Here is a 15532-nt window from a genome sequence, read left to right as displayed (position 1 = left end):
TGCTGCCGCAACCATCCTTCGATATGCGGCCGCCCCGTCTAAGCAAAGAAGAATCCCTGCGTTCGCAAGCGCGCGTGCGGTCCTTACGATGTCAGCTTCGTCGACGACACACGAGGGGAAGCTACAGATGGCACGACGCAACGACCAGATCCGACTGGGCGCGTTTCTCTACCCCAGCGGCCACCATATCGCCGCATGGCGCCATCCGGACGCCAAGGCGGATGCGGGCATCGATTTCCGGCACTACGTCGAACTGGCACAGGCCGCGGAAGCGGCGAAGTTCGACCTGGTGTTTCTTGCCGATGGCGTCGGCACGCGCGGCGACGATGTCGAGTTCCTCAGCCGCACCGCGCACAGCTACCAGGCGCAGTTCGAGCCCATCACGCTGCTGTCGGCGCTGGCCGCGGTGACCTCGCGCATCGGCCTGGTCGGCACGGCCTCCACCAGCTTCAACGAGCCGTACCACATCGCCCGCAAGTTCGCCTCGCTCGACCACATTTCAGGCGGCCGCGCCGGCTGGAACCTGGTGACTTCGTCGAGCGCGCATGAGGCGCGCAACTTCAACCGCGACGATCATTTCGACCACGCCGACCGTTATGGGCGCGCCGAAGAGTTTGTCGACGTGGTGACCGGGCTGTGGGACAGCTGGGAAGACGATGCCTTCGTGCGCGACAAGGCCGCCGGGCGCTTCTACGATCCCGCCCGACGCCATGTGCTGGGCCACAAGGGCGCGCACTTCTCCGTGCAGGGGCCGCTGAACGTGGCGCGTGCGCCTCAGGGACATCCGGTGGTGGTGCAAGCGGGCTCGTCCGAGGCCGGCAAGGAACTGGCGGCACGCAGCGGCGAAGCGGTGTTCACGGCGCAGCAGACGCTGGACGACGCCATTGCCTTCTATGCCGACCTGAAGGGGCGCCTGCCGCGCTATGGCCGTTCGGCCGACGACCTGAAGATCCTGCCCGGCGTGTTCCCGGTGGTCGGGCACAGCGAGAGCGAAGCCAGGGAAAAATTCGAGCAGCTGCAGTCGCTGATCGATCCGGTCGTGGGCCTGGCGCTGGTGGCGGGCCTGAGCGGGGGCTTCGACCTGTCGGGCTATCCCCTCGACGGCCCGATCCCGGAGCTGCCGCCCACCAACGCCAGCAAGAGCCGCCAGCGCCTGTTGATCGACCTGGCCCGGCGCGAACAGCTGACGATCCGGCAGTTGTACCAGCGCGTGGCCGGCGCGCGCGGCCACTGGCAACTGGTCGGGACGCCGGCGCAGATCGCCGACGAACTGGAGGCGCGCTTCCTGGGCTACGGCGCAGACGGCTACAACATCATGTCGCCGCTGCTGCCCGGCGGCCTGACGGATTTCATTGCGCTGGTGCTGCCGGAACTGCGCCGGCGCGGCCTGTTCCGCGAGGAGTACACGGGAACCACGCTGCGCGAGCACCTGGGCCTGGCGCGGCCGCAGCACCCGGCGGTGCGCAACCGGCGCGAGCCGGGCCACGTGGCCTTGGCGTAAGGCAGACATGAGGGGGGCCGCCGCGCGGCGGCCCTGTCACGGGCGCCGCGAGCGGTCGTCTTCCCGGCGGCCCCAGCCGGGCGGATAAAGCGGATGACGCAGCGCGGCATACACCAGAACCACGGTTGCCACGGCGGTGATCCAGTCGAGCAGGTCCATAACCCTCCTTGCGGCCCCCGGGTGACTGGCATGCGCGGGGGAACGCTTCCACCATAGTCCAGCCCTGACGGCAGGGGAACTAAGGTGTACGCAGAACCATATGCCCGCGGCAATGGTCCGCGCCGGCCGGGCTGCGCTAGACCTGTTGCTGGAACGCCAGGTAGTAGCCGTTGCAGTCCGTCATGCCGAACTCGTGCGAGCCGTACGGCATATGCTGCAGCGGCCAGCTGATGGCCACCTTGTCCTTGACCTGCGCGTAGTAGCGCGCCACATCCGGCACGGAGATGTAGACGGTGCCGGTCAGCCCCGGCGTGGTGGCGGGCCAGAGGGGCTGGTCGGTAAACAGCAGCCTGGCACCGTCTTTTTCCACCGTGATCGTGTTGCCGGCGGATGCCACGACCCGGAAGCCGAGCGCGGTGTCATAGAACGACCCCGTCTGGGCGAGGTCAGTGCAATGTAGAAGCAGGGTCAGCGGCATCAGTGCTCCGGCGGCGGCATGGTGACGCCGCAGGCATGCGCCACGGCCAGCAGCTTGTCGAGATCCGGTGCGCCGGGCTCGATTTCCTCATCCAGCCGCGTGAACAGGCGCGAGGCGTTGCCGTTGTGGCTGGTGACCGAGACCATTTCGCCCCCGCCGGCGCCGAAGCGGAAGTAGTGCGTGGTGCCTGCCGGCACATGGACAAAGGTGCCGGCGACCGCCTGGACTGCCTGCCCGCCATAGCCGATCTCGATCGTTCCGCGCGTTACGAAGAATGATTCGTCCCAGTCGTGGCAATGCGGCGGCGGACCGGTGCCTTCGTCGCCCTGCTGCAGGAAGACCTCGTAGCCCTGCGTGGCGGTGTTGGAGGCGAGTACGGTGATCTTCTCTCCGACCACGTTGAGTGCGCGCGCATACGCGTCCGGCGTCACCACAAAGGGTTCTGGCTTCATGATTCGCGCCTCCGTCTGTCGGGACCTGGATCCGGGAATGGCACCGGCGCCCGTGCCGGGCGCCGTGGTGTCAGCCTATTCTAGGCGCGGGCGCCGGGCTGTCCTAGCCCGGAATGCCGCACGCATGGCTCAGCCGCGCGCTCCCGCGTGGTGCGGGCAGCCCGGCGGCGGCTCGCCGATCAGGCTGCGCGCCGACCACAGCTCGGGGAACGGCAGCTCGTCCAGCGTCGGCTTCAGCCACGCGACGCCCTCCGTGCCGAAATAGGCAGGCCGCGTGCCGAAGGTGCGGCGAGTGGCCATCAGGTGGCGGAATTTCCAGTCGGTGAACGCTTCCGCCAGGTCGGCGAGCGTCTCGCCAAGCTGCACCAGCCCGGCGTTGCCGTCCGCGTTGGCGTAGATGTCGCGCCAGGCTTGCTCGACTTGCCGGTGCGGCACGTATGGCTCGGCCAGGTCCCGGTCCAGCAGTGCGCCGGGGATGGCCACGCCCGCCCGTGACAGGTAGGCGAGCACGTCGTCATACAGGCTTGGCGCGGACAGCGCTTCGTTCAGCATGGCCCAGCGCTGCGGCTGCGGGACGAAATGCTGCAGGTGCTCGCGCTGCTTGATGCCGAGCAGGTAGACCATGTGCCGGTAGGTCCAGCCCTGCAGCGCGGTGTCCTTGCCGTGGGCTTCGCCGACACGCGACAGCATCGCCAGCAGGTCGTTCGGCGTCATCCACGCGATCGAGCGCCACGTGGCGTTGAGCGGCGCGTGGTGGGCGATCACGCGCTGCAGCGCGCGCAGCGCCGCGGCGAGGTCGCCGGCGCGCAGGTGGCCCTGTGCCGCCTGGAGCTCGCGGATGATCAGCATCCAGAGCAGCTCAGAGACCTGCGCGACGACGATGAAGCCGAATTCGCCGGGATGGCCGCTGACCGGGCGCTGCAGGCTGTGCAGCGCGTCGGTCTGCAGCCACGCGCTGTAAGGGGTGTGCCCGGCCGCGTCCTGGTCGGGCGGGGCGGACGTGGTGGACGTGTCGCGTGTGGCAAGTTCTGCGGCTTGTGTGGGGTTCATGTCGTGCTCCTCCGGGTGGCAATGCGCTTCAGCAAGGGCTTCAGGCAAGGTTGTGGTCTGGGCTGGACGGCGCCTCCAGCAGGCGTTCGATCTCCAGTGCGATCTTCAGCAGGGCGCCGTCATCGCCGGGGCGGGTGACGACCTGCATGGCGGCGGGCAGGCTGCCGTCGCGGGCGGGCAACGGGATCGAGATGGCCGGGAAGCCGGCGAGGTTGAACGGGGCGGTATAGCCCATCAGCGCCTGGCGCACCGTGCCGGACCAGCCGTCGATCGCGATCGAGTCGGCGCCGTGCGGCGGTGCCAGGCACGGGCAGGTCGGCAAGACCAGGTAGTCAACGGTCGACAGCAACGCCCGCAGCGCGCGGATCAGCCGGTGGCGGGTTTGCTGGGCCTGCGCATAGTCGCCCATCAACAGGTCTCCGGCCAGGGCCAGCCGGCCCTGCGTTGCCTCGCTGTAGCACGCGGCAATACGCGCCGCGTCGTTCCTGCGGAAGTGTTCCATGGCGGCCTCGGCCAGCACGATGCCAGCGAAGGCTTCGTAGGCGCCGTCGAACAGGTTGACGGCGGGCAGGGCCTCGCAGGAAAGCACCTTGCCGAGCCTGGCGATGGCGTCATCGAACGGGGCCGCGACCGCCGCCTCGGGCGGTACCGGCGGGATGCCCGCCAGGACGCCAAGCCGCGCCGACAGCCACGCATCGCTCTCGGGGATGGCGATGCCGAACGCCTCCGCCAGCACGATGATGTCGTCGACGCCCCCACCCAGGAGGCCAGGATGGTCCAGCGTCGGCGCCAGCGGGAAGATCCCGCGCGTCGGCAGTGCGCCCAGCGTCGGCTTGAAGCCCGCCACGCCGCAGAGCGCCGCCGGAATCCTGACCGAGCCGCCGGTATCGGTGCCGAGCCCGGCCGCCACGGCACCGCCGGCGATCGCCGCGGCGGCACCGCCGCTGGATCCGCCCGGGATCCGGCGCGTGTCCAGCGGGTTCAGAGTGTCGCCGAAGGCTGCGCTCGCGGTGGTGACGCCCCACGCGAACTCATGCGTGGTGGTCTTGCCGACCACGATCGCGCCGCGTTCCACCAGGGCCTGCACTACCTCCGCATCGGCGCCCGGCACGTGGCCCAGGTATGCCTCGGAGCCGTAGCGGGTCTCGATGCCGCGGGTATCGATCAGGTCCTTGACCGCAATGGGCAGTCCTTCCAGCGGCCGCGGCTGGCCTGCCTCGTAGCGGCGGTCGCTGTCCGCCGCCGCCTTGAGCGCGCGCTCCCAGTCGATTACCGAAAAGGCATTGAAGTCGCGCTTGCACGCTTCGGCGCGAACCAGGGCCTGCTTGATCTCCGCATGGGCCGTCGTGCGGCCATGGCGGAGCGCGGCGAGCGTGCCGCGCAGGCCCGGGCTGGGGGCGAGGGCGGGGCGGTAGTCCGCCGTCTTCACCACAGGCCCTCCAGCAAGGCATCGAGTGCGGCGTCATGGCCATCGCCAAGGTCGCCAACCTCGTCCGGATAGTGTTGCCGCAGCAGGGCGGCGACTTGCGCCAGCTGCGCGCGGTCGAAGCCGACCATGCGCAGGCGGTCAGGCAGGCCCAGTTGCGCGACTGCCCGCGCGATCCTGTCGGCCAGCATTGCCGCCGCGTCCTGGCCCGCGTGGCCGGCGCAGAAGATCCGCAGCTTGTCGCCATAGCGTGCGCCGCAGGCGCGCAGCACCGGCGCCAGGGTGATGCACGAGGTAACGCTGTGCGGCAACCCGAAGGTGCCGCCGAGGATATGCCCGATGCGGTGGCTGAGGCCGTAGATCACCGACGCCGGGAAGAAATAGCTCTGCCACGCGGCAAGCTGCAGCTGCAGCAGGTCGTCCGCCGTGATCCGCCCCGTGGCCAGCGCCTGCGCGGTATCGAGCTGGCCCGGCCACTTCTCCAGCACCGAAAAGAACCGCGCCACGCCAGCGGCCGCCAGCATCGCGTGCGGATGGCCTGCATCGACCTGGCGCATCCCTTCCACGGCATGGTCGATGCCCTTGATGGCCGATGACAGCAGCAGTTCGCGCGGGGTATGGCGCAGCAGCAGCGGGTCGAGGGCCACCACCTTCGGCACTGTCTCGCGCACGGCATGGCTGCGCTTGAACGGCTCGGGCCCCGTGGTCTCGGTCACGCCGAAATAGTGCGAGAACTCGGATCCCGACAACGTCGTCGGGAAGGCCGCGATGGGCAGGTAGCGGCCGGTCTGCTGGTGGTGCAGGTGCGAGACCGCCTTGGCCGCGTCGAGCACCGAGCCGCCGCCCAGCGCGAGGATCGAATCCGCCTCGGCGCGCACGCAGGCGTCCAGCGCGCGGCGCACGCCGGTATCCGGCGCATGCGGCGGCAGGTCGGTGAAGATGCCGGCGGCGCCTTGCACGTGCGGCTGCAGGTGCCGCGCATGGAAGTCGCGCAAGGGCTCGACGGTAAAGGTCAGCGGGCGCCGGATGCCGTGCTTGCCGAGCGATGCGGCGGCGGCCGGCAGGATGTCGTGGCCCCACAAGACCGCGTCTTGTGGCAGGCAGTTCAGCTGGTTCATCAGTCTCCTCCAGGATGACAGCGCAAGCGGCTGGTCTCTGGATGGAAACGATAGTGGAATGGCCCGGCGTTGAAAGCCTGCCAGCGGCGAACGCAGCGTCCGGGAATCCCGAACGCGGGACTTGCGCGTGCGCCGGCCCCGCTCAGGAAGGATCGAACGCCGTGATCCGCGGAAACTCGGTGGCCAGGAAATCGACCAGCGACCGCACCGCCGGCAGCAGCCCGGTCCGGTATGGAATCAGCGCCGAGATGCGCGCATCCGCGGCGATCCAGCCCGGCAGCACCTGCCGCAACACGCCGGCCTGCAATTCCTGCCGGCAGATATAGCCAGGCAGTGCCGCCACGCCGATATTGGCGCAGGCCGCTTCCTTCAGCGACATCATGCTGTTGCTCTGGAAGCGCGGCTCGACCGGCAGCGTGAAGACCCGGTCGCCGGGGCCTTGCAGCTGCCATTGCAGCGGCCCCTTGCGTGCCATCGAGATGATCGTGTGTGATGCCAGCTGCTCGGGCTGCTCCAGCGGCGGCATCCGTTCCAGGTAGCCCGGGCCCGCGAACAGGCACCACGGCGCGCGCGCCAGCGGCCGCTGCACCAGGTTGGAATCCTGCAGGGGCCCGGTATGCCCGCGGATCGCAAGGTCGAAGCCTTCGCCGACGATGTCGACGAGCCGGTCGGTGGCGACTTCCACGAAACCGACCTTGGGATGCTTGCTCAGGAACGCCGGCAGGATATTGCGCAGCGCGAACTGCGCGACCTCCACCGCGACCGTGACGCGGATGATCCCGCTCGGCTCCGCCATGCGCTGGCGCATCGCCTGCTCGGCGACCTCGGCGCTCTGCAGCAGCGCGACCGCGTACTGGTAGAACTCGGCGCCCACGTCGGTCACGCCGAACTGGCGCGAAGTGCGATTGATCAGCCTGACGCCGAGCGATGTCTCCAGCTCCTTGACCCTGTGACTCAGCGTCGACTTGGGCAGCCGCAGGCTGTCGCCGGCGGCCGTGAAGCCACCGCGGTCGACCACTTGCACGAAGTAATAGACGTCTTTCAGGTCGAGCATCGGACTGGTTGGGGAGGTGTCTGCGTTCGCTCGCATGGTACTGCCTGGGTGCGCGCTTTGCCATGGTGCGGCGCCAGTGTGGCGCCACCGCAGCGATTGTTCGGCGCCCTTGGACATTGCGTACGAGCGTGGGGGGCTGCTCAACCGGATGGGAGCCACTAAGCTGCATTGCACGATAAGAGGAGACACGAACATGGATGTTGCAGGTGTAGTCGATGCGCTGATCCGCGGGCGCCAGACCAAGCGCGGCTTTCTCGATCGCGCGGTGCCGCTCGATACCGTGCGCGAGATTCTTTCCGTGGCGCGCTACGCGCCGAGCTCCAGCAATACGCAGCCGTGGCGCTGCTACATCGCCGTCGGCGACGCGCGCAAACGGCTCGCCGATGCCGCGGTGGATGCGTACCGGGCCGACCCCGAGAACCTGGAGCCTGAATACCCCTTCTTTCCCACGCCGCTGCATGAACCCTATTCGGCGCGCTTCAACACCTTCCGCGGCCAGCTCGGCGATGCGCAGGGTGTGCCGCGCAGCGACAAGGCCGGGCGCAGGCGCGACGTCGAGCGCCAGTTCCGCTTCTTCGACGCGCCGGTCGGCCTGATCTTCACCATGGATCGCCGCCTGGAGCGCGCCAGCTTTATCTGCTACGGCTGCTTCCTGCAGAACATCATGCTGGCCGCCCGCGCCAGGGGACTGGACACCTGCCCGCAGCAGATCTGGTCGCTGCAGTTCACCGTGCTGCGCGAGCACCTGGCCATTCCGGAAAGCGAAATGGTAGTGGCGGGCATGTCGCTCGGCTACGCCGACGACAGCCTGCCGGAGAACCGGATGCAGCTGCGCAAGCTGGAGCTGGAAGAGTTTGTTTCGGTCGTCGGGGCGTGAGCGCCGGCGACAGCGCCGCCATGCCGCATTTTTATTTATTCGCATGGTTTAACTTCAAGTGGGAGAGACAGATGTCGATGATCAAAGGGTTTCATCACCTGACCGCGGGTGTCAGCGGCGCGCAGGAAGACGTGGATTTCTACGTCAGCTTGCTGGGGCAGAGCCTCGTCAAGAAAACCGTGCTGCTTGACGGCGACGACCCCATCTACCACCTCTATTACGGCAACGCCAACGGCGATCCCGGCACGCTGGTGACGTCGTTCCCGTTCCGGCAGAAGGGCGTCAAGGCGCGTCCCGGATCGGGCCAGGTGCGTGTCATCAACTACTCGGTGCCGCGCGACGCGCTGGAGTTCTGGCGCGAACGCTTCGCGTCCAGGGGCGTGGATTACGACGCGGACATGACTGAACGCTTCGGCGAACGACGCCAGCGCTTCTACCACCCCTGCGGCATCGAGTTTGACCTGGTGGAAACCGATCACGACGCGCGCCCGCCATGCACGGCCGCCGGCATTCCCGCCGACGTGGCCATCCGTGGCGTGCACAGCGTCACGCTGTCGCTGCGCGAGGTTGCGGAGTCGATCCTGTTCATGACCGAGGCGCTGGACTTCCGCCATGTCGACACGTCCGGTCCCTACCATCGCTTCGAGACCTACACCGGTGGCCCGGGCATGGTGGTGGAATTCCTGCACGAGCCCGACCGCCTGCAGGGGTCGTCCATCTATGGCGAGGGCACGATCCACCATGTTGCCTTTGCCGTCGACAGCGTGGCGCAGCAAATGGTGCTGAAGGACCGCTTCATGGCCATGGGCCATATCGACACTTCCGAGTCGGTCAACCGCAACTACTTCCGCTCGATGTATTTCAAGTTGCCCGGCGGCGTGATCTTCGAAGCGACGACCACCGACATCGGCTTCGCGATCGACGAGCAGCCCGGCCACTTCGGCGAGGAATTCCAGCTGCCGCCCTGGCTGCGCGAGCGCAAGGACGAACTGCTCGGCCGGCTCGAGCCGATCGCCGTCTAAAGCTTTGTACCTTTACCTCAACTTCCAATGACGATGTCCAAACCTAAAGTCCTGATCGCCTTCTATTCCCGCAACCGCAACACGGAGATGCTGGCCAGGGCCGTTGCCGAGGGCGCCATGGAGCTTGGCGCCGAAGTGCGGCTGCGCCGGGCCCGCGAAGTCGTGGGCCCGGACGTCATGCACCAGGCACCGGGCTGGCTGGAGAACGCCACCGCGATGAATGCGCGCTACGAAGCACCGACGCCGGCTGACGCCGAATGGGCCGATGCCATCGTGTTCGGTACGCCGACGCGCTTCGGCTCGATCGCAACCGAGCTGAAGGCCTATATCGATGGCCTGGGCGGCCTGTGGTTCCAGGGCAAGCTGAATGGCAAGGTCGGCTCGGTGTTCGGTTCTGCCTCGTCGAAGCATGGCGGCAACGAATCGACGCTGCTGTCGATCTACACGCCGATGGCGCACCTGGGACTGATCATCGTGCCGCTTGGCTATGCCGATGCGGTGATGTTCAAGGCCGGCACGCCTTACGGCGCCACCCATGTGTCGAACCGCGACGCCGACCTGCCGGATGACGATCACCTGGCGGTCGCGCGCTTCCAGGGCCGCAGGGTGACCAGTGTCGCCCTGGCGCTGCACGGCCATGGCGAGGTCGCCGCGGTGCCTGCCGCGGTGCCTGCCGCAGTGCCTGCATGAGATAGCGCGGGAAGGTGGCGCAGGTAGGTAGCGCAGGAAGGCAGCACGATTCACCCCGGCGGGCCGGCCTGACTGGTGCCCGCCGGGCAACGCCATGGGTACCGCCAGCGCCTAACGCCCGCGATCTCCGTCAACTACCCTTTCTTCCATGCGGCACCCCGCCGCGATCGGTGCCCCGGGCATCGCCCCAATCGTCCGGTCCAACAGGAGATACCATGACGCAACGCATCAACTACATCAAGCAATCCCCCGAACTGTTCAAGAAGTACCTGGAATTCAGCACGCTGCTCGACAACAGCGCGATCGAGGCCTCGATCCGCGACCTGGTCGAGATCCGTGCCATCAACGGCTGGAACCGCGTGAACGTAGCCTTCCGCACGGTGCCAGGGTCATCCGACAAAGCCTACGGCCTCGACAAGGCCAACCTGGAATAACCATCATGAAACGCGCCAGACAATACGGCATCGCCGCGCTGGTGCTCAGCGGACTGCTGGCCCTGCAGCCAGCGGTGGCGGCACCCCCGGAAGCCAAGGTCACGCTGCTGACGACGGAGCCCTTGCCGCAATACCCGGGCAAGGAAGTGCAGATCATCCTGGTGGAATATCCGCCCGGTGGCGCCGACCCGATCCATCGCCACGATGCGCATGGATTTATCTATGTGCTGGAAGGGACCATCGTCATGGGCGTCAGGGGCGGCAAGGAAGTCACGCTGACCGCTGGCCAGACCTGGCATGAAGGCCCTGACGATATCCATTCGGTGGGGCACAACGCCAGCAAGACCCAGCCGGCGAAATTCCTGGTGATGCTGCTGAAGAACAAGGGTGCGCCGATCCTGACGCCGGTGAAGTAGGGCGCAGCCGTGAGGACGAAGGGGCGCGCTGGCGCGCCTTCGTTCTTTGCGGCCAGGTCGAAGGACTTACTTGGCAAACGCTTTGTATTCGGCAGCCGCTGAATCCGGTCGGCAGGCGCATCAACGGCCCATCAGCGGCACATCAGCTCCCCATCAGCTGCCGCACGCATGGATCAGGAATTCCCGCAGCGCATCGGCCGGCTTGCCCAGCTTGCGACCCGGCTGCCACAGCATGCCGACCTCCATGTCCGGCACCGCGTTGGCGATCGGCCGGGCCTCGATCTGCTTGCCCTCCAGCGACCACGGGCGGTACACCATGTCGGACAGCACGGTGACGCCGAAGCCGTGCGCGACCAGTCCGCGCAGCGCCTCCATCGATCCGGTGCGGAAGGCGACATTGGGCGCGAGCCTGAGGCTGCGCCAGTAGCGCATGGTCGATTCCTCGGCCTCGTCCACCGTGATCAGGATGTAGGGGTAAGCGGCGATGTCGCGCAGTGACGGCCGCTCGACCTCCAGCAGCGGATGGCTGGCCGAGGTCCACAGCTGGCGCCGGGAGCGCATCAGCGTGTGGCGCTTGAAGCGCTGCGGCCGCTCCAGGTTGGACAGCAGGGCGATGCCCAGCTCGATCTCGCCCGCCAGTACGGCGCGCTCGATGTCCGGCCGGTCCATGTCGAGCAGGTCCAGCTCGATATCGGGGTAGTTGGTGCGGAAGCGCGCCAGCAGGCCCGGCAGGAAGTAGCCGAGCACGGTATAGGAGGCGGCCAGCCGCACGCTGCCCTGCAGGCCGTGCACCTGGAAGCGTGGCTCGCGCAGCGCATCCTCGACCGAATCCAGGATCTGGCGCGCATGCTGGTAGAACAGGTGGCCTTCCGCGGTCAGCGTCACGCCGTGCGGCCGCCGCTCGAACAGGCGCACCGCCAGCCGCTGCTCCAGCGCCAGCACGGCATTGGTCACCGCCGATTGCGACACATGCTCGGCGGTGGCCGCCATCGAGAACTGTCCGGTTTCCGCCGCCGCGACAAAGTAGCGGAACTGCCGCAATGTGATTTCCTTGGCAAGTCTCTCCGAGCTTTCGCGCGCCTGGGCCATGATCGTCTCCGGGATATCCGTTTTGCAGATATCAGGTGTTGGAATTCTTGATTTTACGATAGCGAGCGGCCTTCCTACACTGCTCCGGACACCAGAATAAGCACGGAGACATCGTGAACGCACCCCTACCCCACGCCCTGCTCGACACCCTGGCCAGCACCAGCCTGGATGACAAGTACACCCTCGACAAAGGCCGCGTCTACATGAGCGGCGTCCAGGCCCTGGTCCGCCTGCCAATGCTGCAGAAGGCGCGCGACCGCGCCGCCGGCCTGAACACGGCCGGCTATATCTCCGGCTACCGCGGCTCGCCGCTGGGCGGCGTCGACCAGGCGCTGTGGAAGGCCAAGCAGCACCTGGCAGCCAGCGACGTGGTGTTCCAGCCCGGCGTCAACGAAGACCTGGCCGCCACCGCGGTATGGGGTTCGCAGCAGGTCAACCTGTTCCCCAACGCCTCGCGCGACGGCGTGTTCTCGATGTGGTATGGCAAGGGCCCGGGCGTGGACCGCTCCATCGACGTGCTCAAACACGCCAATTCCGCCGGCTCGTCGCGCCATGGCGGCGTGCTGCTGCTGGCCGGCGACGACCATGCCGCCAAGTCCTCCACCGTCGCGCACCAGTCCGAGCACGTGCTGCAGGCCGCCGGCATTCCGGTGCTGTATCCGTCCAACGTGCAGGAATACCTCGACTACGGCCTGCACGGCTGGGCCATGAGCCGATATTCCGGCCTGTGGGTGTCGATGAAGTGCGTCACCGACGTGGTCGAGTCGACCGCCTCGGTCGAGATCGACCCCGACCGCGTGCAGGTCGTGCTGCCGCAAGACTTTGCCATGCCGGCCGGCGGCCTCAATATCCGCTGGCCAGATACTCCGCTGGAACAGGAAGCGCGCCTGCTCGACCACAAGTGGTACGCGGCGCTGGCCTATGTCCGCGCCAACCGCCTCAACCGTGTCGTGCTCGATTCGCCCGACGCGCGCTTCGGCATCATGACGGCGGGGAAGGCTTACCTCGATGTGCGCCAGGCGCTGGTCGACCTCGGCCTCGATGACGAGACCTGTGCCCGCATCGGCATCCGCGTCTACAAGGTGGGCTGCGTGTGGCCGCTGGAGGCGCATGGCGCGCGCGAGTTCGCCACCGGCCTGGAAGAAATCCTGGTGGTGGAAGAGAAGCGCCAGATCCTGGAATACGCGCTCAAGGAAGAGCTGTACAACTGGCGCGAGGACGTGCGGCCCAAGGTGTTCGGCAAGTTCGACCAGCGCGGCAACGACGGCGGCGAATGGTCGGTGCCGCGTGGCGACTGGCTGCTGCCGGCGCACTACGAGCTGTCGCCGGCGCTGATCGCCAAGGCCATCGCCCGGCGCCTGGAGCGCTTCGACCTGCCTGAAGCCGTGCGCGCCCGCATTGCCGCGCGCGTGGCGGTAATCGAGGCCAAGGAGCGCGAGGCCGCGCAGCCGCGCATCGCGGTCGAGCGCAAGCCCTGGTTCTGCTCGGGCTGCCCGCACAACACCTCCACGCGCGTGCCGGAAGGGTCGCGCGCGCTGGCCGGCATCGGCTGCCACTACATGACCTTGTGGATGGACCGCAATACCGACACCTTCAGCCAGATGGGCGGCGAAGGGGTGGCGTGGACCGGCCAGATGCATTTCACCAGCGACAAGCATGTGTTCGCCAACCTGGGCGACGGCACGTACTTCCACTCGGGGCTGCTGGCGATCCGTGCCTCGATCGCGGCCAAGGCCAACATTACCTACAAGATCCTGTTCAACGACGCGGTGGCGATGACCGGCGGCCAGCCGTTCGACGGCGTGCTGACTGTGCCGCAGATCGCCCACCAGGTGCTGGCCGAGGGCGCCAAGAAGCTGGTCGTCGTCACCGACGAGCCGCAGAAGTACGGCGATGGCAGCATGCTGCCGTCCGGCGTGACCGTGTTCCATCGCGACCAGCTCGATGCCGTGCAGCTTGAACTGCGCGACACCGAGGGCGTCACCATCCTGATCTACGACCAGACCTGCGCCACCGAGAAGCGCCGCCGCCGCAAGCGCGGCACGTATCCGGATCCGGCCAGGCGCGCCTTTATCAACGACGCAGTCTGCGAAGGCTGCGGCGACTGCTCGGTCAAGTCCAACTGCCTGTCGGTGGAACCGCTGGAAACCGAGCTGGGCACCAAGCGCCGGATCAACCAGTCGTCGTGCAACAAGGACTTTTCGTGCGTCAACGGCTTCTGCCCCAGCTTCGTCACCGCCGAGGGCGCGCAGGTGCGCAAGCCGGCGGCGGCGGGCGGCAAGGGCGCCGGCGCCGATTTCGACGCGCTGCCGCTGCCTTCCCTGCCCGCGCTGGAACGGCCGTACGGCGTGCTGGTGACGGGCGTGGGCGGCACCGGCGTGGTGACCATCGGCGGCCTGCTCGGCATGGCCGCGCACCTGGAACGCAAGGGCGTTACCGTGCTCGATATGGCGGGCTTGGCGCAGAAGGGCGGGGCGGTGATCAGCCACGTGCAGATCGCGCCGGCGCCGCACGACCTGCATGCCACGCGTATCGCCACCGGCGAAGCGCGGCTGGTGATCGGCGGCGATGCCATCGTCTCGGCCTCGTCCGAGGTGCTGTCCAAGACCCGGCACGGCGTCACCGCCGCCGTAGTCAACAGCGCCAACACCCCGACCGCCGAGTTCATCAAGAACCCGAAGTGGAAATTCCCCGGCGCCAGCGCCGAGCAGGACCTGCGCAACAGCGTGGGCGAGGCCAGCGCGTTTATCGACGCCAGCGCATGGGCAGTGACGCTGCTGGCCGATGCCATCTACTCCAACCCGTTGCTGCTCGGCTTTGCCTGGCAGAAGGGCTGGATCCCGCTGCAGCATGCCAGCCTGCTGCGTGCGATCGAACTCAACGGCGTGTCGGTCGAGAAGAACCGCCAGGCGTTCGAATGGGGCCGGTATCTGGCGCACCACGGCGAGGCTGCCGTGAAGGCGCTGCTGCCGGATGCGCCGGCGCATCCGGCCCACGTGGTGGCGATGCCGCAGACGCTGGACACGCTGATCCGCAAGCGCGAGTCGATGCTGACCGACTACCAGAACGCCGCGTACGCAAACCGCTACCGTGAAGCGGTCGAGCGCGTCCGTGCCGCCGAGCAGAAGCTGGGCGCCGACCGCAAGCTGCCGCTGACCGAAGCGGTGGCGCGCAACCTGGCCAAGCTGATGGCGTACAAGGACGAGTACGAGGTGGCGCGCCTCTATGCCGATCCGTCGTTCCTCGACAAGCTGCGTGCGCAGTTCGAAGGCGAGCCCGGCCGCGACTACCAGCTCAACTTCTGGCTGGCCCCGCCCACGCTGACGAATGCGGGCAAGACTGACAGCAAGGGCCATCCAGTGAAGCGCCGCTTCGGCCCGCGCACGCTGACCGCCTTCCGCTTGCTGGCCCGCCTGAAAGGCCTGCGCGGCACCGCGTTCGACGTGTTCGGCAAGACCGCGGAACGCCGCGCCGAGCGCGCCCTGGTGGCCGGCTACCTGGCCATGGTCGAAGAGTTCGCTGCGTCGCTGAGCGCCGACAAGATGGACACGGCGCTGGCGCTGGCTGCCTTGCCCGACGACATCCGCGGCTACGGGCACGTCAAGGAAGCCAGCATGCAGGCGGCCGCCGCGCGGCGCGAGGCCCTGCTGGCGCAGTACCGCGGGGCGGCACGCCGGGCCGCGGCCTGATCCGCGCCGCATGCAACCGGGGGAAAGCCCGGGCTGGCCGGACCTGACATGGTCCGGCCACAATCGGCTATCCTCCC

General features: G+C 67.8%; 15 protein-coding genes. 7 read left to right on the top strand and 8 right to left on the bottom strand.

The annotated features are described in order from the left end of the window. The first annotated feature begins 127 nt into the window (after positions 1 to 127). Positions 128 to 1501: an LLM class flavin-dependent oxidoreductase gene (locus LPA45_RS22625; RefSeq protein ID WP_317921325.1), complete on the top strand. Its 1374-nt coding sequence runs from the start codon at positions 128 to 130 to the stop codon at positions 1499 to 1501. A 36-nt stretch (positions 1502 to 1537) separates the two neighbouring features. Here the strand turns inward: LPA45_RS22625 and LPA45_RS22620 are convergent, their stop codons facing one another. From LPA45_RS22620 to LPA45_RS22590, 7 genes are all read right to left on the bottom strand, one after another. Beyond that, a complete protein-coding gene (locus tag LPA45_RS22620; RefSeq protein WP_271815877.1) occupies positions 1538 to 1660 on the bottom strand; it encodes a hypothetical protein in 123 nt (40 codons plus the stop codon). A 136-nt stretch (positions 1661 to 1796) separates the two neighbouring features. Continuing rightward, positions 1797 to 2138, bottom strand: coding sequence for a glyoxalase/bleomycin resistance/extradiol dioxygenase family protein (locus LPA45_RS22615; RefSeq protein ID WP_116319737.1), 342 nt, complete (start codon positions 2136 to 2138; stop codon positions 1797 to 1799). After that, entirely contained in the window at positions 2138 to 2590 is a 453-nt protein-coding gene (locus LPA45_RS22610) for a cupin domain-containing protein (RefSeq protein ID WP_317921323.1), read from the bottom strand. Before LPA45_RS22610 ends, LPA45_RS22615 begins: the two co-directional genes overlap by 1 nt. Positions 2591 to 2719: 129 nt before the next feature. Next, entirely contained in the window at positions 2720 to 3640 is a 921-nt protein-coding gene (locus LPA45_RS22605; protein ID WP_317921322.1) for a tryptophan 2,3-dioxygenase, read from the bottom strand. 40 nt (positions 3641 to 3680) lie between these two features. Beyond that, positions 3681 to 5069: an amidase gene (locus LPA45_RS22600; RefSeq protein ID WP_317921400.1), complete on the bottom strand. Its 1389-nt coding sequence runs from the start codon at positions 5067 to 5069 to the stop codon at positions 3681 to 3683. Then, positions 5066 to 6184, bottom strand: a complete 1119-nt coding sequence (locus LPA45_RS22595) for an iron-containing alcohol dehydrogenase (RefSeq protein WP_317921321.1) — start codon at positions 6182 to 6184, stop codon at positions 5066 to 5068. The genes LPA45_RS22600 and LPA45_RS22595 overlap by 4 nt, the downstream gene beginning before the upstream one ends. A gap of 142 nt (positions 6185 to 6326) precedes the next feature. After that, positions 6327 to 7238 (bottom strand): LysR substrate-binding domain-containing protein, encoded by a 912-nt coding sequence (locus tag LPA45_RS22590; RefSeq protein ID WP_116319733.1) that lies wholly within the window; start codon positions 7236 to 7238, stop codon positions 6327 to 6329. 193 nt (positions 7239 to 7431) lie between these two features. On the opposite strand from LPA45_RS22590, the gene LPA45_RS22585 reads away from it, so the two are divergent. From LPA45_RS22585 to LPA45_RS22565, 5 genes are all read left to right on the top strand, one after another. Next, a complete protein-coding gene (locus tag LPA45_RS22585) occupies positions 7432 to 8115 on the top strand; it encodes a nitroreductase (RefSeq protein ID WP_116319732.1) in 684 nt (227 codons plus the stop codon). A 71-nt stretch (positions 8116 to 8186) separates the two neighbouring features. Continuing rightward, complete coding sequence (locus tag LPA45_RS22580) at positions 8187 to 9137, top strand: ring-cleaving dioxygenase (RefSeq protein WP_317921320.1); 951 nt, start codon at positions 8187 to 8189, stop codon at positions 9135 to 9137. A gap of 33 nt (positions 9138 to 9170) precedes the next feature. Then, positions 9171 to 9827 carry an NAD(P)H:quinone oxidoreductase gene (wrbA, locus tag LPA45_RS22575; protein WP_317921318.1) on the top strand — a complete coding sequence of 219 codons (657 nt, stop codon included), beginning with the start codon at positions 9171 to 9173 and terminating at the stop codon, positions 9825 to 9827. Between the two features lie 215 nt (positions 9828 to 10042). Continuing rightward, positions 10043 to 10261 (top strand): hypothetical protein, encoded by a 219-nt coding sequence (locus tag LPA45_RS22570; protein ID WP_317921317.1) that lies wholly within the window; start codon positions 10043 to 10045, stop codon positions 10259 to 10261. A 5-nt stretch (positions 10262 to 10266) separates the two neighbouring features. Next, positions 10267 to 10677, top strand: a complete 411-nt coding sequence (locus LPA45_RS22565; protein ID WP_116319730.1) for a cupin domain-containing protein — start codon at positions 10267 to 10269, stop codon at positions 10675 to 10677. Between the two features lie 153 nt (positions 10678 to 10830). Here LPA45_RS22565 and LPA45_RS22560 read toward each other — a convergent pair whose 3' ends face one another. Beyond that, positions 10831 to 11766: a LysR substrate-binding domain-containing protein gene (locus LPA45_RS22560; RefSeq protein ID WP_116319729.1), complete on the bottom strand. Its 936-nt coding sequence runs from the start codon at positions 11764 to 11766 to the stop codon at positions 10831 to 10833. Positions 11767 to 11879: 113 nt separating this feature from the next. On the opposite strand from LPA45_RS22560, the gene LPA45_RS22555 reads away from it, so the two are divergent. Next, positions 11880 to 15455 carry an indolepyruvate ferredoxin oxidoreductase family protein gene (locus LPA45_RS22555; RefSeq protein WP_317921315.1) on the top strand — a complete coding sequence of 1192 codons (3576 nt, stop codon included), beginning with the start codon at positions 11880 to 11882 and terminating at the stop codon, positions 15453 to 15455. The last annotated feature ends 77 nt before the right edge of the window (positions 15456 to 15532 follow it).

It is taken from the genome of Cupriavidus sp. Agwp_2 (assembly GCF_040784895.1).
Classification (GTDB): domain Bacteria; phylum Pseudomonadota; class Gammaproteobacteria; order Burkholderiales; family Burkholderiaceae; genus Cupriavidus.
Note: the sequence above shows the minus strand (reverse complement) of the source record. Positions and strands in the feature narration are given on the sequence as shown.

What these genes read in the sequence shown, in the direction of transcription:
- LPA45_RS22625 (WP_317921325.1), top strand. Translation starts at nt 128, where the DNA reads ATGGCACGACGCAACGACCAGATCCGACTGGGCGCGTTTCTCTACCCC.
- LPA45_RS22620 (WP_271815877.1), bottom strand. Translation starts at nt 1,660, where the DNA reads ATGGACCTGCTCGACTGGATCACCGCCGTGGCAACCGTGGTTCTGGTG.
- LPA45_RS22615 (WP_116319737.1), bottom strand. Translation starts at nt 2,138, where the DNA reads ATGCCGCTGACCCTGCTTCTACATTGCACTGACCTCGCCCAGACGGGG.
- LPA45_RS22610 (WP_317921323.1), bottom strand. Translation starts at nt 2,590, where the DNA reads ATGAAGCCAGAACCCTTTGTGGTGACGCCGGACGCGTATGCGCGCGCA.
- LPA45_RS22605 (WP_317921322.1), bottom strand. Translation starts at nt 3,640, where the DNA reads ATGAACCCCACACAAGCCGCAGAACTTGCCACACGCGACACGTCCACC.
- LPA45_RS22595 (WP_317921321.1), bottom strand. Translation starts at nt 6,184, where the DNA reads ATGAACCAGCTGAACTGCCTGCCACAAGACGCGGTCTTGTGGGGCCAC.
- LPA45_RS22590 (WP_116319733.1), bottom strand. Translation starts at nt 7,238, where the DNA reads ATGCTCGACCTGAAAGACGTCTATTACTTCGTGCAAGTGGTCGACCGC.
- LPA45_RS22585 (WP_116319732.1), top strand. Translation starts at nt 7,432, where the DNA reads ATGGATGTTGCAGGTGTAGTCGATGCGCTGATCCGCGGGCGCCAGACC.
- LPA45_RS22580 (WP_317921320.1), top strand. Translation starts at nt 8,187, where the DNA reads ATGTCGATGATCAAAGGGTTTCATCACCTGACCGCGGGTGTCAGCGGC.
- wrbA (WP_317921318.1), top strand. Translation starts at nt 9,171, where the DNA reads ATGTCCAAACCTAAAGTCCTGATCGCCTTCTATTCCCGCAACCGCAAC.
- LPA45_RS22570 (WP_317921317.1), top strand. Translation starts at nt 10,043, where the DNA reads ATGACGCAACGCATCAACTACATCAAGCAATCCCCCGAACTGTTCAAG.
- LPA45_RS22565 (WP_116319730.1), top strand. Translation starts at nt 10,267, where the DNA reads ATGAAACGCGCCAGACAATACGGCATCGCCGCGCTGGTGCTCAGCGGA.
- LPA45_RS22560 (WP_116319729.1), bottom strand. Translation starts at nt 11,766, where the DNA reads ATGGCCCAGGCGCGCGAAAGCTCGGAGAGACTTGCCAAGGAAATCACA.